The sequence below is a fragment of the Comamonas sp. BIGb0152 genome (genome assembly GCF_024809975.1).
GTDB lineage: Bacteria > Pseudomonadota > Gammaproteobacteria > Burkholderiales > Burkholderiaceae_C > Comamonas.
The window spans coordinates 1-19,964 of record NZ_JANUDY010000014.1 but is presented as its reverse complement, the minus strand read 5'-3'; the positions used below and the strand labels follow the sequence as shown (position 1 = coordinate 19,964).

Genomic DNA, 19,964 nt, shown 5'->3' with positions numbered 1-19,964 from the left:
CTAGCGGCTGCCCACATGCGCGAGGGCATCGACGGCGCTATGCGCATGCATGCTGGTGTAGGCCTGCGGCGCCTGGGCGGCTTGCTGCAAGGCCCAGGTCTGCATGTCGTGGGCAAAGCCTTCGAGCAGCTCTTCCACCTGGGCAAGCTTGCGGCCCAAAAGGTTGTAGGCCAGCACGGCGGGCAGCGCAACGGCCAGGCCGGCAGCGGTCATCACCAGCGCCTCGCCCACGGGGCCGGCCAGCTGCTCCAGGCTGACATGGTCGGCACCGGCCAGCGCGGCCAACGCCTGGTGGATGCCCCAGACGGTGCCCAGCAGGCCGACGAACGGGGCCGTGGCCCCTATGGATGCGAGCACGGTCTGCCCCCATTGCAGCCGGTGGCTGGCGCCATGCAAGGCTTCGCGCAGCACGCGGGTGGTTTGCACCTGGGCGCCGCTGGCCACGGCCAGGCTGTGGTGGTCGGCCGGCACGCCGCCCACAATGTGTGCAATCGCATCGGCCACCGGGGTCAGCAGGGCCGCACGGTCAATCTGCGGCAACTGGCTGCGTGCCTGCTCCCAGCTGCTGGCCTGCCAGAAGGCCTGGGTGGCCTGCACGGTGGCGCCTTGGGCGCGGCCCAGCCACCAGGCCTTGTAGAGGATCAGCACCCAGCTGATGACGGACATGGCCAGCAGGGCCAAGGCGGTGGCGAGCGCTACCGCATCCGCTTGTGAGAGCCATTGCCAAAGCGTCATGGGTGGCCGTCCTTGTGAGAAGCTGGTGTGTGACGTCGGTGCTTATTGCAGGCCGAGCACGTCGTTCATGTCGTACAGGCCGGCCTTCTGGCGTGCCAGGTAGCGCGCGGCACGCAGGCTGCCGTTGGCATAGCCGGCACGGCTGCTGGATTTGTGGGAGATCTCGATGCGCTCGCCATCGCCGGCAAACAGCACCGTGTGGTCGCCCACGATATCGCCGCCGCGCACGCTGGCAAAGCCAATGCTGTTGTCCACGCGCGCGCCGGTGTGGCCATAGCGCTCATAAACGGCGCGGTCCGCCAGTTGCGTGCCCTGGGCTTCGGCAATCACCTCGCCCATTTTCAGCGCCGTGCCCGAGGGGGCATCGACCTTGTGCTTGTGGTGGGCCTCGACGATCTCGATGTCGTAGCCGCCTTCTTGCAAGGCCTTGGCTGCCATCTCCAGCAGCTTGAAGGTGACATTCACGCCCACGCTCATATTGGGCGAGAGCAGCACCGCCGTCTTGTCGGCAAACTGGCCGATCTGCGCCTTTTGTTCGTCGCTGAAGCCGGTGGTGCCGATGACCACGCCCACGCCGCCTTCGGCAGCCACAGCCAGGTGGGCCAGGGTGCCTTCGGGGCGGGTGAAATCGATCAGCACATCGGCGCCTTGCAGGCCTTGGGCCACATCAGCGGTGATGCGAACGCCGGTGTCACGGCCCAGAAACGCGCCCGCATCCGTGCCCAGATGGGCGCTGCCCGGCGCATCCAACGCACCGCTCAGCTGCAGATCGCTGCTGGCCAGCACGGCCTCGATCAGCATGCGGCCCATGCGGCCGCTGGCGCCGGTAATGGCTACGGCGATGGCTTTGCTGGAGGTAGGAGAAAGGGGGGCAGTCATGGATCGGTTCCTGTGGCTCAAAGGGCCGGGTGTCATCGCCGCATGGGCCCAACAGGGCCCAAGGACGACAAGGGTGACCGGCTGCCCAAGTCAGCAGGCAGGCCACCCGGGGAAGGCATCAGCGCTGGGGCGACTCCAGTGGTGGGTAGCTGGCAGGGGGCGTAGCGCTGCTGTCGCTGCTGCTGGTATCGGCAGGGGTGGTTGCCGGCGCAGGCTGGTTGGCCTTGTACTTGGCCAGCTCTTCGGGCGTGGCCTCCAGGCGCGGCACCTTGGGGTTCTTGATGGAGGTGGTGACCGAGGCGACGAATTCCTGCTCGCTGGGCATCTCATCGCCCTCGAAGCGGTCCAGGCCGGTGTCGTTGAAGAACACGGTGAAGCGGCGTTCCTGCTCAGGCACACCCTTGCGCTTGATGGTGAACACGTAATCCCAGCGGTTGGCATGGAACACGCTGGCCAGCAGCGGGGTGCCCATCAGGTCCTTGACCTGTTGGCGGCTCATGCCTTTTTGCAGGGCGTCGACCTGCTCCTTGGTGATCACATTGCCTTGCACCACTTCTACCTTGTACGGCGTGATGGAGTTGGCAAACTTTCGGCTGGCTTCATTGAATGAGCCGCAAGCAGCCACGCTGGCACCCAGGGCCAACAGCGCCGCCAGGCGGACACTGGAACGAACAAATTCGGGCATGGTTATAGACATAGCGATATGATCGGTCATTGTAGCGGCTGGTCTCCAGGCCTTCTCCAGAAGTCCGTATACCAATCGGGCCCACTTGAAAGACCTTGTTATGAAAAATATTGAAGAACTCAAAAGCACCGGCCTCAAGGCGACTCTGCCACGCCTGAAGATTCTGGACATCTTCCAGAACGGTGCCCAGCGCCACATGACGGCAGAAGATGTCTTCCGTGTGCTGCTGGAAGAGCGCTCCGACATCGGTCTGGCCACTGTGTACCGTGTGCTGACCCAGTTCGAACAGGCCGGCATTCTGATACGCAGCAACTTCGAGAGCGGCAAGGCCGTCTACGAGCTCAACGAAGGCCAGCACCACGACCATTTTGTCTGCACCAGCTGCGGCAAGGTCGAGGAGTTCTATGACCCCGAGATCGAAAAACGCCAGCAGTCCATCGCCAAGAGCAAAGGCTGGATCGTACATGACCACTCCATGGCGCTGTATGGCCAATGCGCGGAATGCGCTACCAAGGCCAAATAAGCCTCCCGCCTCTACCGGCTAAAAATTGAAAAGCGAAGCGCCCAAAGCGCTTCGCTTTTTACGTTTTGAACACATAGCTTTACCACAGCGAGACGGTGGCAAGGCACCATGGAACGATCTGCACCCGGGTCCACCCACCATGCGCACCTACCGAATGCTCACCCTCAGCGCCGCCGCCTTGGCGGGCACCTTGTGGCTGGCTGCCTGCGCCTCCCACCTGCCGCCGGATGCAGCACGCCGTGCGGAGGCCGCCTCAGAGGCGACGCCCGATACGCCCCTGAGTGCCGCCCAGCGCCTGCAGTGGCTGGACCGCGTGACTTGGGGTGCCCACGACGATGTCGACCAGCACTTGCAGCGCCTGGGCCTGCAGCGCTGGCTGAACGAGCAATTGGCGCCCCCGCAGCCGCCCCAACTGCCTGCCGATGCCCAGCAACGCATTGCAGGTCTGGAAATCAGCCAGCGCAGCATGGCCGACATCCAGCGCGATGTGGCCGCGCAGCGCCTGGCTGCCCGCCAGGCCACCGACGCGGGCCAGGGCGATGGCGAAGGCGCACGCCTGCGCCAGGAAGTGCAGCGCCACCTGAACCAGCTCGCCGCCCAGGCCCAACAGCGCCAGGTGCTGCGCGCGCTGTACTCGCCCGCCCAGTTGCAGGAGCAGATGACCTGGTTCTGGATGAACCACTTCAACGTCAGCACCCGCAAGGGCGAGACCCGGCTGTGGATTGGTGACTACGAGGAGCAGGCCATCCGCCCCCATGCGCTGGGCAACTTCCGCACGCTGCTGGAGGCCAGCATGCGCCACCCGGCGATGCTGCTGTACCTGGACAACGCCAGCAACGCCAAGGGCCGCATCAACGAAAACTACGCCCGCGAGCTGCTGGAGCTGCACACCATGGGTGTGGGCAGCGGCTACACCCAGGCCGATGTGCAGGCCATGGCCCATGTGCTGACGGGCGTGGGCTTGAGCACCCGCGATGCCGATGCAGCGCCGCCCCGCATGGCGCCCGCGCTGCAGGCCGATTACCGCCGCCAAGGTTTCTTCGAGTTCAACCCCAGCCGGCACGACTATGCACCCCAGGTCTTGCTGGGCCAGCCGCTGCGCGCCAAAGGGATGGCGGCGGTCGACGAGGCGCTGGACCGCATCGTTGCTTCGCCCGCCACAGCGCAGTTCATTGCGCGCAAGCTGGCATTGTTCTTCATCAGCGACAACCCACCGCCCGCGCTGGTGCAGCGCACGGCAGGCGCCTTTAGCCGCAGCCATGGCGATATCGCCGCCACCTTGCGCAGCCTGCTGACGGCGCCAGAAGCACTGGCCCAGCACGGCCAGCGCTTCAAGGACCCCATGCACTATGTGCTGGGCGCCGTGCGCCTGGGCTATGGCGAGCGCGTGGCCAGCGATGTGCGGCCCGTCATCGGCTGGATCAATCGCCTGGGCCAGCCCATCTACGGCCACGAAACGCCGGACGGCTACCCCCCATCGCAATCAGACTGGGCCAGCTCCGGCCAGATGGCGGCGCGCTTTGATGTGGCCCGGCAGATTGCGACCCGCAGTGCCGTGCTCTTTCGCACCGACCCTCAGGCACCACTGGCGCAGCCGCCGTACCCCCATCTGGCACAGCGCGCCACGGTGCAGGCCCGGTTGGCCCAGTGGAGCGCGGCATCCCGCGAAGCGCTGGCGCAGGCGCGCAATGCGCCCGACTGGAACACCTACTTTCTCTCCGCCCCTGAAATGATGGTCCGCTGACGAGGTACGCCATGCAAAGACGCCACTTTCTCTCCGCCGCCGCCAGTGTGCCGCTGGCCTTTAGCCTGGCGCGGGCCCGCGCAGCCGCACCGCGCAGCGATACGCCGCGCTTCTTGCTGGTGTTTTTGCGCGGCGCCTATGACAGCAATAGCCTGCTGGTGCCCACGCACAGTGATTTCTACTACGCCGCACGCCCGACGATCGCCATTGCACGCCCGGGCGAGGCCAATGGCGCCCTGCCGCTGGATACGCGCTGGGGTCTGCATCCGGCGATGGAGGGCAGCATCCTGCCGCTGTGGCAGAGCAAGCAGGCCTGTTTTGTGCCGTTTGCCGGCACGGACGACCTCTCGCGCAGCCACTTCGAAACCCAGGATTCCATGGAGCTGGGCCAGCCACTGGATGCCCACCCGGGCGCTCGCTCCGGCTTCATGAACCGCCTGGCCCAAGTGCTGCAAGGGCGCAGCGGCATGGCGCCGATGGCCCCCATGGCGTTTACGGCGCAGCTGCCCCTGTGCATGCGCGGGCCGGCCCGCATTGCCAACACGGCGCTGGCCGATGTGGGCAAAGGCGACGTGGATGCCAACCGCAGCCGGGCCATTGCGGCTATGTACGCGGGCACCGCGCTGGCGCCCGCCGTGAACGAGGGCTTTGCGGTGCGCGAGGCCGTGCTGCGCGGCATGCAAGAAGAGATGGACAAGGCCGGGCGCGATGCCATCAGCGCCAAGGGCTTTGGCCTGGTGGCGCAGCGCATGGCCAGTTTGATGCGCGAGCAGTTCGACCTGGGCTTTGTCGATGTCGGCGGTTGGGATACCCACGTGAACCAGGGCGGCGCCAGCGGCAACCTGGCCAACCGCCTCGACGACCTGGGCCGGGGCCTGGCTGCGTTTGCGCAGGAGATGGGGCCCGAGCCATGGCGCCACACCGTTGTGGCGGTGATCAGTGAGTTTGGCCGCACTTTTCGCGAAAACGGCAACAAGGGGACTGACCATGGCCATGGCACCGCCTACTGGCTGCTGGGCGGCGGCCTTGCGGCGCAGGCCGGCGGGCGGGTGGTGGGCGAGCAGGTAGAGGTGAGCGAAGCGAATCTGTTCCAGAACCGTGACTACCCGGTGCTCAATGACTACCGCAGCGTGCTGGGCGGTCTGTTTGCGCGCATGTACGGACTGGCGCCGGCCCAGCTGGGGCAGATTTTTCCGCAGGCCTCGATCAAAGACCTGCGCTTGGTGTGATGCCAGCGCGGGCTGCAGACCGCCAAGAACGGCCTACACCTCGCGCCCGCTGGCCATGGCCTTGCGGTGCCGGTCCACAAATTCCTGGTAGGTGTCGATACCGCGCAGCTGCAAGATGGTGTTGCGCACGGCAGCCTCCACCAGCACCGCAATATTGCGCCCGGCCACCACCTGGATGACCACCTTCATCACCGCAATGCCCAGCACATCCTGGGTCAGCGGCGCGGCAGGCAGGCGGTCGTAGTCGCGTTCCATGGTTTCCTTGCGCACCAGGTGCACGATCAGCTTGAGCCGCATCTTTCGGCGCACGGCGGTTTCGCCGAAGATGGCGCGGATGTCCAGCAGGCCAATGCCGCGCACCTCCAGCAGGTTTTGCAGCAGGTCGGGGCACTTGCCTTCGATGGTGGTTTGGTTGATGCGGTACAGGTCCACCGCATCGTCGGCCACCAGGCCGTTGCCACGGGTGATCAGCTCCAGCCCCAGCTCGCTCTTGCCCAGGCCCGATTCGCCGGTGATCAGCACGCCCATGCCCAGAATGTCCATGAACACGCCATGCATGGTGGTGCGGTCGGCGAAGTGCTTGGACAGGTAGGCGCGCAGCACATCGATGACGAAGGCCGCCGACTCCTTGGTGGAGAACATGGGGATGTGCGCACGCTCGCACATGGACAGCAGCTCGTCGGGTGCGCCCTGGCCATCGGCCAGCACCAGCACGGGTGGCTCCAGGGTCACGATGCGGGCAATGCGGCGGCGGCAGTCTTCGGTGGTGGAGTTGGTGAGGTAGGCGATTTCGCGCTCGCCCAGCACCTGTGCCCGGTAGGGGTGGATGTAGTTGAGGTAGCCCACCAGGTCGGCGCTGGAGCGGGCGCTGCGCACGGCCACCTCGTCAAAGCGGCGCTCCGAGGCCCCCAGGCCGGCCAGCCACTCCCAGCGCAGCGAGGTGCGAAACTCCTCGAACAACACATCGGCGCTTACGACATTGGGTTTCACGGTGCAGTCCTTTCAAAGCCAGAGCGCGCGCAGCAAGGCTGCCCGCCATCACCCAAGACTAGCAGGAAAAACAAGGTTCAAAACAGATCGCAGGCCTGGCTGGTGCGCCAGCACCGGCGCGCCGATGTCAGGCGTGGACGGTGGAGGGGTTGCTGGTCGAAGACTGCCAGGTGTCGATCATCTGGTGCAGTTGCTCGGCATTGGCGCTGGCCTTCATCTGCTCGCGCAGGCTGGCGTTGGACAGCAGTTCGGCAATTTCGCCGAGGATTTCCAGATGCTGCTGGGTGGCCGCTTCGGGCACCAGCAAGAAAATCAGCAGGTTGACGGGCTGCTCATCGGGGGCGTCAAAACCAATCGGGCGCTCCAGCTGGAAAACGGCCGCCATGGGCGCTTTGAGCCCTTTGATACGGCCATGGGGAATGGCGACGCCATGGCCCAGACCGGTCGAGCCCAGCCGCTCGCGTGCAAACAGGCTGTCAGTGACCAAGGCGCGCGACAGCCCGTGCAGGCTCTCGAACAGCAGACCTGCTTCTTCAAATGCACGTTTTTTACTGGAGACATCCACACTCACTAGCACTTGAGCTGGAGGCAAAATAGAGGCAAGACAGTTCATAGTGGAGTGCGGCAATATGGCAAGCAACTGAGAGAGCATGATCAAACAAGCGCAGCAACACCTGCAGGCAGGTGTTGCTGCTCGTATTATCGGTCAGTACTCAAACAGATTCTTTTTCCTGGGCAAAAGCAGAGGGTTTACGCCATTGCTTGCCGCAACGCATCGCTGTAGTGAGATTGAACACGTTGCTTGTGACGGGCGACCATACGGTCCAGCCTGTCCACCAAAGCATCTACCGCAGCGTACAAATCGTGGTGAGAGCATTGAACGCAAAGTTCATCGCCTTTCACCCGCAAATTGCACACTACACGCTGCCGTTTCTCCTTTTCCTTTTGCTTTTCCACCGAAAGTAAAACTTTGGCATCCACCACCTGGTCAAAGTGTCGCGTAATGCGCATCAGCTTGGATGTTACATATTCGCGCAGCGCCGGGGTCACCGCCAAGTGGTGACCGCTGATCGTCAGGTTCATGAACAAGTCTCCTTCTGCAAACCGAGAAAAGTGACCGAGGCCGTTTAAAACCCAAGCCACCCCGAGGGGGAAACACATGCATGCGTGTAAACCATGATGCGCCCGGACCTGCAAAATTGCAAGTCTATGACAACCCGGTTCACTGGGTTTCTGGGTTTTACCGGGCCCCAATCACCGCGCATGCGGTTACAAATTGGCGCTGGGGTGCTGCAAAAAATGCAGGGCCGTTGCCCGGTGTTGGGGGCTTTCGGCGGGATTGTTCGCTGCCATCGGGCGGTGCAGGCGGTAGGTGCAGCACGTATGCACCTACGTGTTCGACAGGCGCTGCTGCCAATACTGCACTGCAAACCAAGGCATCCAGCCTAGGCGCTGGGGGTGCAGAGAGGGGAAGACTACAATCGAGCGCTTGCCTTGCCGAGGTTGCGCGGCCCTCCGCGCCCTCTGTCGTTAACGCAGGGTGTCTGTCCATCGTTTTGCATCACCATGACCCAGCCCGTACCTTCAGCATTGCATACCTCCAAGCTCCATTCCCTGCCGCTGCTCGCCCGCGGCAAGGTGCGCGACAACTACGCCGTCGGCAACGACCGCATCCTGATGGTGGCCTCGGACCGCCTGTCGGCCTTTGATGTGATCATGGGCGAGCCCATCCCCGGCAAAGGTGCTTTGCTGACCCAGATGGCGCTGTACTGGTTCGACAAGCTGGGCGATATCTGCCCCAACCACCTGACCGGTGAGGAGCCTGAATCGGCGGTTCAGCCCGATGAAGTGCCGCAGGTGCGTCTGCGCTCGATGCTGGTCAAGCGCTTGAAGCCCCTGCCCATCGAGGCGGTGGTGCGCGGCTACCTGGCCGGCAGCGGCTGGAAGGAATACCAGGAGTCGCAGGCCGTCTGCGGCGTGCCTTTGCCCGCTGGCCTGATCAACTCTGCCAAGCTGGCTGAGCCGATCTACACGCCGGCTGCCAAGGCAGAAGCGGGCGAGCACGACGAGAACATCACCTTCGAGCGCACGGTGGAGATGGTGGGCCCTGAGCTGGCTGCGCAGATCCGCGACATCAGCATTGCCATCTACAAGAAGGCCGCTGCGATTGCGCTGACCAAGGGCATGATCATTGCGGACACCAAGTTCGAGTTCGGCCTGGACGAAGACGGCAAGCTGGTGCTGATGGACGAGGTGCTGACGCCTGACAGCTCACGCTACTGGCCGGTGGAAGGCTATGCCGATGCGCTGGCGACTGGTGCCAACCCGCCCAGCTATGACAAGCAGTTTGTGCGTGACTGGCTGGAGCAGGCCAAGGTCAATGGCAAGCCTTGGGACAAGACGGCGCCCGCACCGCGCCTGCCCCAAGAGGTGATCGACAAGACCGCCGCCAAGTACCGCGAAGCGCTGGAGCGCCTGACGGCTTAATGGCCTAACGACCTGGTGTGTGCTGCGGCCCGTTCAGGCCGTGGCGCTCAGCTTGGCGTCGGCCTTTTTCAGCCACAGGCGCAGGCTGTCCACCAGGTCTTTGCGGCTGAACGAGCAGCTTTCCTCATCAAACAGCGCGCTGGATTCGAGCCGGTCCAGCAGCTGCAGCAACACCTCCTGGAACTGCGGAGGCAGCGCGCCGAGCAAATCGGTGTAGCTGCGCGCCTGCTGGCTCAGAGCCGCCGCATCCATGTGGCCGGCCTCGAAATGCTCCAGCCCGTCTTGTAAGGCGCCCAACTGGCGCAGCGCAGCGGATTGCATGGTGGTCTCCTGGTGGCTCAACATGGCTGCAGTGTAGAGGCCTTTGTGCAGGCCCAGCCTGGGATTTGCCAGGGGCCATTGGCAGCGCGGCCTGACCTCCGGCGCGCAAATGCCGGACAATAGCCCTATGAATGCCCTGAACATCTCGGAAACCATGCAGGCCCTGGGGCTGCAGGCCAAACAAGCCTCTGCCCAGATGGCTAAAGCTCCCTCTGCTATCAAAAACAAGGCCTTGCTGGCATTGGCACGTTTGCTGCGCGACCAGACCGAGGCCTTGCAGGTGGACAACGCCAAGGATTTGGCGCGTGCGCAGGCCAATGGCCTGTCGGCGCCGATGGTGGACCGACTGCGCCTGACACCGGCCGTGCTGGAGACCTGTGCCCAGGGCTGCGAGCAGCTGGCGGCCATGGCCGATGTGGTGGGCGAGGTGATTGGCATGAAGCAGATGCCCAGCGGCATCCGCGTGGGCCAGATGCGCGTGCCGATTGGCGTGTTCGGCATGATCTATGAAAGCCGCCCGAATGTGACCATCGAGGCGGCCAGCCTGTCGATCAAGAGCGGCAATGCCTGCATTTTGCGCGGCGGCTCCGAGGCCATCGACTCGAACAAGGCCTTGGCGCGCCTGGTAGAGCAGGCACTGCTGGAGGCTGGGTTGCCGGCGGCCGGCGTGCAGCTGGTGCAAACCACCGACCGCGAAGCGGTGGGCCAGCTGATTGCGATGCCCGCTTTTGTGGATGTGATCATTCCGCGCGGTGGCAAGGGCCTGATCGAGCGCATCAGCCGCGAGGCCAAGGTGCCGGTGATCAAGCACCTGGATGGCAATTGCCATACCTATATTGATGCGCCCTGCGATCTGGATATGGCCGTCAAGGTGACGGAAAACGCCAAGACCCAGAAATACAGCCCCTGCAACGCGACCGAAAGCCTGCTGGTGGCGCGTGCGGTGGCGGCAGACTTTTTGCCGCGCATTGGCGCTGTGTTTGCGGCCAAAGGGGTGGAGATGCGTGCCGATGCCGAGGCTTTGGCGCTGCTGCAGGCAGTGCCCGGTGCCAGCCTGGTACCGGCCACCGAGCAAGACTGGTCGGAAGAATACCTGGCTGCCGTCATCAGCATCAAGGTGGTGGCGGGTGTGCAAGAGGCCATCGCCCATATCAACCAATACTCCAGCCACCATACCGAGGCGATCATTACGCGCGATCACATGCATGCGCAGCAGTTTTTGCGCGAGGTCGATTCGGCCAGCGTGATGGTCAACGCCAGCACGCGTTTTGCCGATGGTTTTGAGTTTGGGCTGGGTGCAGAGATTGGCATCAGCACCGACAAGTTCCATGCCCGTGGGCCGGTGGGCATCGAAGGCCTGACATCGCTGAAATACATTGTGCTGGGCGAAGGCGAAGTGCGCGGCTGATGGCTGTTGCGGCCCCACGTCGTGGGTAGCTGGGGCGCCGGTGTTGGTAGACCGGCGCCATCTCTCCCACGTTATGATGCGGCCATGCCAAGCCGCCCCCTGGTGACTTGGCGCCTCATGATATGAAAATTCTGATCCTCGGCGCAGGCCGCGTGGGCGAGAGCGTCGCTGAAAGCCTGCTGAGTGAAAAAAACGACATCACCGTTATCGATACGGATGGTGTGCGCCTGCGTGATCTTGAAGGCCGCTTCGATCTGCGTGGCGTCGTCGGCAATGGCATCAGCCCCGAGGTGCTGGCCGAGGCCGGTGCCGCCGACACGGACATGCTGATTGCCTGCACCTCCCAGGACGAAACCAACCTGACGGCCTGCAAAATCGCGCAGGTGCTGTTCAATATCCCCACCCGTATTGTGCGCGTGCGCTCCGTGGCGCTCAAAAGCCATGCCGAGTTGCTCTCGGATACCGGCTTTGGGGTAACGCATGCGTTCTGCCCCGAAGAAGCGCTGATGGGCTACATCGGCAAGCTGGTGACTTACCCGGAGGCGCTGCAGGTGCGCGAATTTGCCCAGGGCCATGTGGCGCTGGCATCGGTGCGTGCACGCGGCGGTGCGCCGGTGGTGGGCCTGAGCGTGGCCGATGTGCGGCAGAACCTGCCCCATGGCGCGGTGCGGGTGGTGGGCGTGTACCGGCGTTTTCACCATGAGGCCGACCGCCTGGTCCCCATGGAAGGAAGCACCCGCATCGAGCCGGGTGATGAAGTGTTTGTACTCTCGGGTAAAGACTACCTGGGCGATGTGCTGGCGGCCTTCAACCGCCAGGTGGGTGAGCAGGCCCAGCCAGTGCGCCGCGTGATGGTGGCCGGCGGCGGGCGCGTGGGCATGCGGCTGGCGCGGGCGCTGACCAAGGAGTCCAGGCGCTTCCAGGTCAAGATCATCGAGAAGAGCGAGGACCGCTGCGTCTATCTGGCCTCGCGCCTGCCGTCCGATGTGCTGGTGCTCAAGGGCGATGCGACCGACGAGACCTTGATGGAGAACGAGAACGTCGAAGACGTGGACCTGTTTGTGGCCATCACCGATGACGACGAGGACAACATCATGTCCTGCCTGCTGGCCAAGAAGCTGGGCGCGACACGGGTGCTGGCGCTGATCAACCGCCGCACCTATGCCGACCTGATGCATGGCACGCAGATTGATATTGCGCTGTCGCCCGCGCAAGCCACTTTGGGCGAGCTGCTGGCCTATGTGCGCCAGGGCGATGTGCAGGCGGTGCATAGCCTGCGCCGGGGTGTGGCCGAGGCGATCGAGATTGTGGCGCGCGGGGATGCCAAGACCTCGCGCGCGGTGGGCCGGCGCGTGGGCAACCTGCGCCTGCCGCGCGATGTGCATATTGGCATGATCGTGCGTGGCCTGCCCGAGCCGGATGCGCGCAATACCAATGGCAGCGAGGCGGCTGAGCGCGACGAGGAGGAGCGCCAGGACTTGGTGGAGGTGATTGTTCCGACCAGCGGCACCATCATCCAAAACAACGACCATGTCATCCTCTTCTTGCCCAACAAGCGCCTGGTGCATGAGGTGGAAGCCTTGTTCCGTGTTGGGGTGACCTTTTTCTAGGCCAGCCGATGACTGATCTGCGACCCGTGCTGCGTGTATTGGGCATTTTGCTGCTGATGTTTGGTGGCACGATGGCCGTTCCCGCCCTCTCATCGCTGTGGCTTGATGACGGGGTGTTTGGCGTCTATCCGGTCACCATGGGCATCACCTGGGCCTGCGGTCTGGTGCTGTGGTGGCTGGCCCGCCATGAGCAGCGCGAGCTGCAGGCGCGCCACGGCATCATGCTGGTGGCCTTTGTGTGGATGGTGTTCCCGCTGTTTGCCGCGCTGCCGCTGTACCTGGGTTTTGAGCGCATTGACCGGGCGCTGAGCTGGCAGCACGCCTACTTTGAAGCGGTCTCGGGCCTGACCACCACCGGCTCCACCGTGCTCAACCATGTGGACACCTTGCCGGTGTCGCTCAACATCTGGCGCACTTTTTTGCAGTGGATGGGCGGCATGGGGATTTTGATTCTGGCCGTTGCCATCTTGCCGATGATCGGCATGGGCGGCAGCCAGCTGTTCCGCGCCGAAGCCGCCGGGCCCGTCAAAGACACCAAGCTCACCCCGCGCATGGCCGAGACGGCCAAGGGGCTGTGGGGGGTGTATGGCCTTTTCTCGGTGGTGTGCGCGCTGGCCTATTGGATGGCTGGCATGACGCCGCTGGATGCGGTGATGGTCATGTTCACCACGGTGAGCCTGGGCGGGCTAACCCCCCATGACGCCAGCTTTGCCTATTTCAACTCCCCGCTGATCGAGGCCATCTGCACGGTGTTCATGCTGTTGGCCAGCTGCAATTTTGCGCTGTATTTTGTGGCCATCCGCAAGCGCAATGCCTGGGTGTTGTACCGCCAGCCGGAGTTCCGCGCCACCATCGGCACCTTGCTGGGAGGCGGGTTGCTGGTGGCCGCGCTGCTTTGGTTCAAGGGTGTGTATGGACCCTTGGAATCGTTGCGCATGGGCGTTTTCCACACGGTATCGGTGGCCACTACCACCGGTTACGCGGCTGTGGATTTTGGCCTCTGGCCGCCTTTTGCGCCGGTGTTCATGCTGCTGCTGTCCGGTGTGGCGACCAGTGCGGGCTCGACGGGCGGCGGCATCAAGATGATCCGCATGCTGCTGCTGCTCAAGCAGACTCGGCGCGAGATGCGGCGCCTGGTGCATCCCAATGCGGTGCAGCCTGTCACGGTCGGTGGCCTGGCCGTGGATGAGCGGGTGATCTTCTCGGTGCTGGCCTTCATGCTGGTGTACTGCGCCACCATTGCGGTGCTGACCATGGCCTTGCTGCTGACCGACATGGATTTGCACAATGCGCTGGGGGCTGTGCTTGCCAGCGTCAACTGTGCGGGTGTAGGCTGGGGCGATTTGGGCCCCAGCAACAATTTTGCCGGCCTAACCAGCTTTCAATTGAGCGTGACCACCTTGGGCATGCTGATGGGACGGCTGGAGATCCTCAGCTTCCTGGCCCTTTTGACACCTGCTTTTTGGCGCAGGTGAGTACTTGCCAATGTGTGCGGGCCGCAAAGTTCTGGTGACTTTGGCCCCCAACTCTCTACAATTGGCTCTCAATTGTTTTTTGCTCGTTTTTTTTGAGCCCTCAAACAGTATTCATTTATGGTCCCGAATCTCATAACAGCCCTAACGGGGCCCATCAACGAATTGGAACAGCGCATGCTCGATGCCATGCCCGCGATCGAGCGCTGGTTCCGCCTGGAGTGGATGGAGCACACGCCTCCGCTCTATTCGTCGGTGGATATACGCAACGCCGGCTTCAAGCTGGCGCCCGTGGACACCAATCTGTTTCCAGGTGGCTGGAACAACCTGACCCCGGAGATGGTGCCGCTGGCCGTGCAATCTGCGATGGCGGCGATTGAAAAGATCTGCCCCGAGGCCCGCAACCTGCTGATCATCCCCGAGAACCAGACGCGCAACCCGCAATACCTGGCCAATCTGGTGCAGCTGCAGCACATCTTCTCGATGGCTGGGCTCAATGTGCGCATTGGCTCGATCGACCCGGAAGTCAAGGAGACCATCAAACTCAAGGTGGGCAACAAGGAGCTGGTGATTGAGCCCGCGCTGCGCCATGGCCGCCGCGTGGGTTTGAAGTATTTCGACCCTTGCACCATCTTGCTGAACAACGACCTGTCCACCGGCGCGCCCGGCATTCTGGAAGAGGTGTATGAGCAGTTTGTGCTGCCCCCGTTGCATGCCGGCTGGAGCGTGCGACGCAAGAGCCGCCACTTTCAGAGCTACGAAGAGGTGGCCAAGCGCTTTGGCAAGCTGATGGGGATCGATCCCTGGCTGATCAACCCGATGTTCAGCAGCCGCAAGGGTGTGGACTTCACCGATGGCAGCGAGCATGCGCTCGATGAGCTGCGCGAAGACGTCGATGTGATGCTGACCAAGGTGCGGCGCAAGTACAAGGAATACGGCATCAAGGAGACGCCTTTTGTCGTGGTCAAGGCGGACAACGGCACCTATGGCATGGGCGTGATGAGCGTGCACGACGCCAAGGAACTGCGGCAGCTGTCGGTCAAGACCAAGAACCAGATGTCGCTGGTCAAGGACGGCCAGCAGGTGCATGACATGATCATCCAGGAGGGTGTGCAGACCGTCGAGCGCATGGACAAGGAAGCGGCCGAGCCGGTGGTCTACATGATCGACCGCTATGTAGTCGGTGGCTACTACCGCGCCCACTCCGACAAGGGTGCGGAGGACAACCTCAACGTGCCTGGGGCGCATTTCATCCCGCTGTCCTTCGAGCACGGTATCTCTCCGGGCGATTCGGTGGGGGCCAGCGCGCCTAACCGCTTCTATATGTATGGCGTGGTGGCACGCCTGGCGATGCTGGCGGCCAGCTATGAGCTGGAGGCGACCGACCCGGACGCCGAGATCTACGACTGAGCCTGATTCCACGGTGATCGACCATCTGGTTGCTGCTTGCCAGTGATCCGCCATTCGGGCTTGTCCGGATGTGCGGCTCTCCTGCGGGCGCAACAACAGGCGCACAATGCAAACCAATCCACTACAAGCATGCCTGATGCGGCATGGCACAAAGGCTTGATGTGCAACACAACAATAAATCTGCACTGCCCGGGTTGACGCTTGGTGCCATCGGGGTGGTGTACGGCGATATCGGCACCAGCGTGCTGTACTCGCTCAAAGAGGTGTTCGGCTCAGGCCACGTGCCTTTCACCCACGACAACGTCTACGGCGTGTTGTCCATTCTTTTCTGGACCCTGACCCTGATCGTCTCGCTCAAGTACGTGGTGCTGGTGCTGCGCGCGGACAACAATGGCGAGGGCGGGCTGATTGCGATGCTGGCGCTGGCCTCGCAGGCGGTGAAGGACAAACCACAACTGCGCTCGGTGCTGATGCTGGTCGGCATCTTTGGCACTTGCCTGTTCTATGGCGATGGCGTCATCACGCCCGCGATTTCGGTGCTCTCGGCCGTGGAAGGCCTGGAGGTGGTATCGCCAGGTTTCAAGTCCTGGGTGATTCCGCTGACCTTGCTGGTCTTGCTGCTGCTGTTTTGGGTGCAAAAGCGCGGCACCGCAGGCATTGGCAAGTTCTTCGGGCCCATCATGGTGGTCTGGTTCCTGTGTATTGCGGCCTTGGGCATCTGGAACATCGTGGACCACCCGCAAGTGCTGTGGGCGCTCAGCCCGCACCATGCGCTGGGTTTCATCGTTCGCCATCCAGGCATCAGCTTCATCATTCTGGGTGCCGTGGTGCTGTGCGTGACGGGGGCCGAGGCCTTGTACGCCGACATGGGCCACTTTGGCCGCAAGCCCATTCGCCTGGCCTGGTTCAGCATTGCCATGCCATCGCTGGTGCTCAATTACTTTGGCCAGGGTGCCTTGGTGCTGGAGAACGCGGAGGCGGTGAAGAACCCCTTCTTTATGCTGGCGCCGGGCTGGGCGCTGCTGCCCTTGGTGCTGCTGGCCACCATGGCCACGGTGATTGCATCGCAGGCCTTGATCACCGGGGCCTTCAGCGTGACCAAGCAGGTCATCCAGCTGGGCTACCTGCCGCGCATCCAGATCCTGCACACCAGTGTGCGTGATACGGGGCAGATCTATATCCCGTTTGTGAACTGGAGCCTGTTCCTGACCATCGTTTTGGCGGTGATCCTGTTCAAATCCAGCAGCAATATGGCAGCGGCCTACGGGATTGCCGTGACCTTGGACATGACCATCACCACGGTGCTTACCTTCTTTGTGCTGCGCTACGGCTGGAAATACCCTTTGTGGATGGCGCTGGCGCCCACAGTGTTCTTCTTCTGCATCGATTTCACCTTCTTTGCGTCCAACCTGCTCAAGCTGCTCGATGGCGGTTGGTTCCCGCTGGTCATCGGCCTGTGCCTGTTTGTGGTGATGATGACCTGGAAGCGGGGGCGGGAGCTGGTCTACAGCAAGCTGCATGCCAATGGCATCGATCTGCAGGGCTTTTTGCAGATGGTGCTGCAGGCCCCGCCTACCCGCGTGCCGGGCACGGCGGTGTTTCTGAACTCCGATCCGCATGTGGTGCCCACGGCGCTTTTGCACAACCTCAAGCACAACAAGGTGCTGCATGAGCAGAACATGTTCGTCAACATCGTCTACCACGAGGTGCCCTGGATCGGCCTGGAGAAGCGCGCAGTGATCGAGCCCCTGGGCGGAGACTGCTGGCGGGTGCAGCTGAACTACGGCTTCAAGAACGATGTCGATGTGCCCAATGCCCTGCACCAGCTGCGCGGGCATGGCTGCGACACTGGGCAGATGGTGACCAGCTATTTCCTCTCGCGCGATGTGTTTGTGCCCACCGACAAGGCAAGTGCCGGCATGGCACCTTGGCGTCAGAAGTTGTTTGCCCAAATGCACCACAATGCGGCGGGTGCGGCCGAGTTCCTGCTGCTGCCCAGCAACAGCGTAGTGGAGCTGGGCTCCAAACTAGAAATCTAAACCTGCCAGGGCTTCCACCCGCTGCGCACCCAAGGCCAGCGGGCTCCATGGTGGCGCGAAAGGGTCTATGCGGTTTTTCAAGGATCTGAGCGCCTCATCGCTCATCGCAGGCTTTGTCACGGTGCTGGTGGGCCTGACCAGCTCCATTGCCATTGTGTTTCAGGCTGCGCAAAGCTTTGGCGCCACACCTGCCCAGGTCTCGTCCTGGGTCTGGTCGCTGGGCATCGGTGTCGGTCTGTGCTGCTGGGTGCCCAGCATCTTGCTGCGCAAACCGGTGGTGGTGGCCTGGTCCACCCCGGGCGCTGCAGTGCTGGCTACGGCCGGCGCCACCGGGGCGTTCGGCATGGGCGATGCCATTGGCGCCTTCATCATCAGCGCCGTGCTGATTGCGGTGGTGGGCATGACGGGCTGGTTCGAGCGTCTGATGAACCGCATCCCGATTGCCATTGCCTCGGCCTTGCTGGCGGGGGTGCTGACCCGCTTCGGGCTGGATGCCTTTGCCGCCGCGCAGAGCAATACCTGGCTGGTGGTGGCCATGCTGTTGGCCTATTTGCTGGGCCGGCGCCTGTTGCCGCGCTATGCGGTCATGCTCACCTTGGCGGTGGGCATTGCGGTGGCGCTGCTGCAGCACAAGATCCAGTGGTCGGCCGTGCAGCCAGGCCTGACGATGCCCGTGTTCACCATGCCCAGTTTCAGCTGGCAGGCGGCCATCAGCCTGGCGCTGCCGCTGTTTGTCGTCACCATGGCGTCGCAGAATCTGCCGGGCGTGGCCATCATCCGGGGCTCGGGTTTTGATTTACCGGTCTCCAAGCTGATCACCATGACTGGCTTGGCCACCTTGCTGCTGGCCCCTTTTGGTGCCTTTGGCATCAACCTGGCCGCCATCACCGCGGCCATTTGTATGGGGCCGGAATCCCACCCCGACAAAGCCCGCCGCTACACCGCAGCCGTGGTCTGCGGTGTGATCTATGTGCTGATCGGCTGGTTCGGTGTGGTCATCGCAGGGCTGCTGACGGCGTTCCCGCATGAGCTGGTGGTGGCGATTGCCGGCATCGCGCTGCTGGGCACCATCGGCGGCGGCTTGCACACGGCCTTGCAGGGCGAGCAATACCGCGAGGCCGCGCTGATCACCTTCCTGGTGGCCGTGAGCGGCGTCACAATAGCCGGAGTGGGCTCGGCCTTTTGGGGTGTGGTTGCAGGCAGCCTCGCGCTTTTTGTGCAACATTATGGCAAGCGCCGCTCGGCTTGAGCGCGCCTTTTTCTGTCCGTTTCTGCTTGCGCTGGCCCTTTTGCTGGGCACGCAAGGCCATTGAATAAACAGGGCGGCCTCCGGTCGCCGACCCACACCATGCATATCCTCTTTGTTGCCGATCCGCTTGAATCCTTCAAGATCTACAAGGACAGTACCTTTGCGATGATGCGCAGCGCCCAGGCGCGCGGCCACCGCATCACCGCCTGTGAGCCGCAGCACATCCACTGGATTAGCGGCGAGAAGGTCTCGGCCCGGGTGCGCGACATTGTGCTGACAGGCGACGAATCCCGCTGGTTTGACGAAGCACCGGGCCGCCGCGCTGAACTGGCCGAGTTCGACGCCATCATCATGCGCAAGGATCCGCCCTTCGACAGCGAGTACTTCTATGCCACGCATTTGCTCGGCCAGGCCGAGCGCGAAGGCGCCAAGGTCTTCAACAAGCCAGCAGCCTTGCGCGACCACCCCGAAAAGCTGGCGGTGATGGAGTTTGCCGAATACGCGCCCGTCACCTTGGTTACCCGCAGCGCCCAGGACATCCGCGACTTCCACGCCCAGCACCAGGACATCATCCTGAAGCCCCTGGACGGCATGGGCGGCATGGGCATCTTCCGCGTGGGCCCCGATGGTATGAACCTGGGCAGCATCATCGAAACCCTGAACCTCGATGGCGCCCAGAGTGTGATGGTGCAAAAGTACCTGCCTGAAATCACCAAAGGCGACAAGCGCGTGCTGATCATCGGCGGCAAGCCCGTGCCGTTCTGCCTGGCGCGCATTCCCCAGGGCAACGAAGTGCGCGGCAACCTGGCCGCTGGCGGCAAAGGCGTGGCGCAGGCACTGGAGCCTGAGGACCGTGCCATTGCCGAGCACATCGGCGCGCGCCTTGCGCCGCGTGGCCTCTTGCTGATCGGTCTGGACATCATTGGCCACCGCATCACCGAGATCAATGTCACCAGCCCCACCTGCTTCCAAGAGATCGAGCAGCAAGCCGGTTTTCCGGTGGGCGACATGTTCATCGAAGCGCTGGAAAAGGCCGTTGCCGAAGCCGTCTGACACACGGCTGCAAAAAACACCGACGTTTTCCTGGAGCCCCGGGAAAACGCCTATACAATAGCGTCTATCGACAGCACGATGCCTTGCAAAGCTGCCAGACTCGAAAGAGGGCGGTTCGCAAGGTTTGTTT

General features: G+C 63.1%; 18 protein-coding genes. 11 read left to right on the top strand and 7 right to left on the bottom strand.

The genetic code is table 11. The annotated features are described in order from the left end of the window. The 3 genes from M2375_RS21175 to M2375_RS21165 form a co-directional block, all read right to left on the bottom strand. Entirely contained in the window at positions 1–735 is a 735-nt protein-coding gene (locus tag M2375_RS21175; RefSeq protein ID WP_259170236.1) for a MotA/TolQ/ExbB proton channel family protein, read from the bottom strand. 42 nt (positions 736–777) lie between these two features. After that, the gene (gene dapB / locus M2375_RS21170; RefSeq protein WP_259170235.1) at positions 778–1,614 is read right to left on the bottom strand and encodes a 4-hydroxy-tetrahydrodipicolinate reductase; all 837 of its coding nucleotides are present in this window, start codon (positions 1,612–1,614) and stop codon (positions 778–780) included. A gap of 118 nt (positions 1,615–1,732) precedes the next feature. After that, positions 1,733–2,299: an outer membrane protein assembly factor BamE gene (locus M2375_RS21165; RefSeq protein WP_259170234.1), complete on the bottom strand. Its 567-nt coding sequence runs from the start codon at positions 2,297–2,299 to the stop codon at positions 1,733–1,735. Positions 2,300–2,399: 100 nt separating this feature from the next. Between M2375_RS21165 and fur the strand changes: the two genes are divergently transcribed. From fur to M2375_RS21150, 3 genes are all read left to right on the top strand, one after another. After that, complete coding sequence (fur, locus tag M2375_RS21160; RefSeq protein WP_182325810.1) at positions 2,400–2,822, top strand: ferric iron uptake transcriptional regulator; 423 nt, start codon at positions 2,400–2,402, stop codon at positions 2,820–2,822. Positions 2,823–2,961: 139 nt separating this feature from the next. Continuing rightward, positions 2,962–4,566, top strand: coding sequence for a DUF1800 domain-containing protein (locus M2375_RS21155; RefSeq protein ID WP_259170232.1), 1,605 nt, complete (start codon positions 2,962–2,964; stop codon positions 4,564–4,566). Between the two features lie 11 nt (positions 4,567–4,577). Beyond that, on the top strand, positions 4,578–5,795 hold the full coding sequence (locus M2375_RS21150) for a DUF1501 domain-containing protein (RefSeq protein WP_259170231.1): 1,218 nt from the start codon (positions 4,578–4,580) through the stop codon (positions 5,793–5,795). Between the two features lie 33 nt (positions 5,796–5,828). Here M2375_RS21150 and hprK read toward each other — a convergent pair whose 3' ends face one another. The 3 genes from hprK to hpf form a co-directional block, all read right to left on the bottom strand. After that, a complete protein-coding gene (gene hprK / locus M2375_RS21145) occupies positions 5,829–6,785 on the bottom strand; it encodes an HPr(Ser) kinase/phosphatase (protein WP_259170230.1) in 957 nt (318 codons plus the stop codon). A 127-nt stretch (positions 6,786–6,912) separates the two neighbouring features. Beyond that, complete coding sequence (locus M2375_RS21140; RefSeq protein WP_259170229.1) at positions 6,913–7,398, bottom strand: PTS sugar transporter subunit IIA; 486 nt, start codon at positions 7,396–7,398, stop codon at positions 6,913–6,915. 137 nt (positions 7,399–7,535) lie between these two features. Continuing rightward, positions 7,536–7,868: a ribosome hibernation-promoting factor, HPF/YfiA family gene (gene hpf / locus M2375_RS21135; protein ID WP_116927826.1), complete on the bottom strand. Its 333-nt coding sequence runs from the start codon at positions 7,866–7,868 to the stop codon at positions 7,536–7,538. A 483-nt stretch (positions 7,869–8,351) separates the two neighbouring features. On the opposite strand from hpf, the gene M2375_RS21130 reads away from it, so the two are divergent. After that, positions 8,352–9,272 (top strand): phosphoribosylaminoimidazolesuccinocarboxamide synthase, encoded by a 921-nt coding sequence (locus M2375_RS21130; RefSeq protein ID WP_259170228.1) that lies wholly within the window; start codon positions 8,352–8,354, stop codon positions 9,270–9,272. 33 nt (positions 9,273–9,305) lie between these two features. Here M2375_RS21130 and M2375_RS21125 read toward each other — a convergent pair whose 3' ends face one another. Next, a complete protein-coding gene (locus M2375_RS21125; protein WP_259170226.1) occupies positions 9,306–9,593 on the bottom strand; it encodes a hypothetical protein in 288 nt (95 codons plus the stop codon). 109 nt (positions 9,594–9,702) lie between these two features. Between M2375_RS21125 and M2375_RS21120 the strand changes: the two genes are divergently transcribed. From M2375_RS21120 to gshB, 7 genes are all read left to right on the top strand, one after another. Beyond that, the gene (locus M2375_RS21120) at positions 9,703–11,001 is read left to right on the top strand and encodes a glutamate-5-semialdehyde dehydrogenase (protein ID WP_259170225.1); all 1,299 of its coding nucleotides are present in this window, start codon (positions 9,703–9,705) and stop codon (positions 10,999–11,001) included. Between the two features lie 122 nt (positions 11,002–11,123). Continuing rightward, positions 11,124–12,611, top strand: coding sequence for a Trk system potassium transporter TrkA (trkA, locus tag M2375_RS21115; protein ID WP_259170224.1), 1,488 nt, complete (start codon positions 11,124–11,126; stop codon positions 12,609–12,611). A gap of 8 nt (positions 12,612–12,619) precedes the next feature. Beyond that, positions 12,620–14,086, top strand: coding sequence for a TrkH family potassium uptake protein (locus tag M2375_RS21110; protein ID WP_259170223.1), 1,467 nt, complete (start codon positions 12,620–12,622; stop codon positions 14,084–14,086). A gap of 117 nt (positions 14,087–14,203) precedes the next feature. Beyond that, positions 14,204–15,493 (top strand): glutamate--cysteine ligase, encoded by a 1,290-nt coding sequence (gshA, locus tag M2375_RS21105; protein ID WP_021026705.1) that lies wholly within the window; start codon positions 14,204–14,206, stop codon positions 15,491–15,493. Positions 15,494–15,654: 161 nt separating this feature from the next. After that, a complete protein-coding gene (locus tag M2375_RS21100) occupies positions 15,655–17,532 on the top strand; it encodes a potassium transporter Kup (protein ID WP_259170221.1) in 1,878 nt (625 codons plus the stop codon). Between the two features lie 67 nt (positions 17,533–17,599). Continuing rightward, the gene (locus tag M2375_RS21095) at positions 17,600–18,781 is read left to right on the top strand and encodes a benzoate/H(+) symporter BenE family transporter (protein ID WP_259170220.1); all 1,182 of its coding nucleotides are present in this window, start codon (positions 17,600–17,602) and stop codon (positions 18,779–18,781) included. Positions 18,782–18,880: 99 nt separating this feature from the next. After that, the gene (gene gshB, locus M2375_RS21090) at positions 18,881–19,834 is read left to right on the top strand and encodes a glutathione synthase (protein WP_259170219.1); all 954 of its coding nucleotides are present in this window, start codon (positions 18,881–18,883) and stop codon (positions 19,832–19,834) included. The last annotated feature ends 130 nt before the right edge of the window (positions 19,835–19,964 follow it).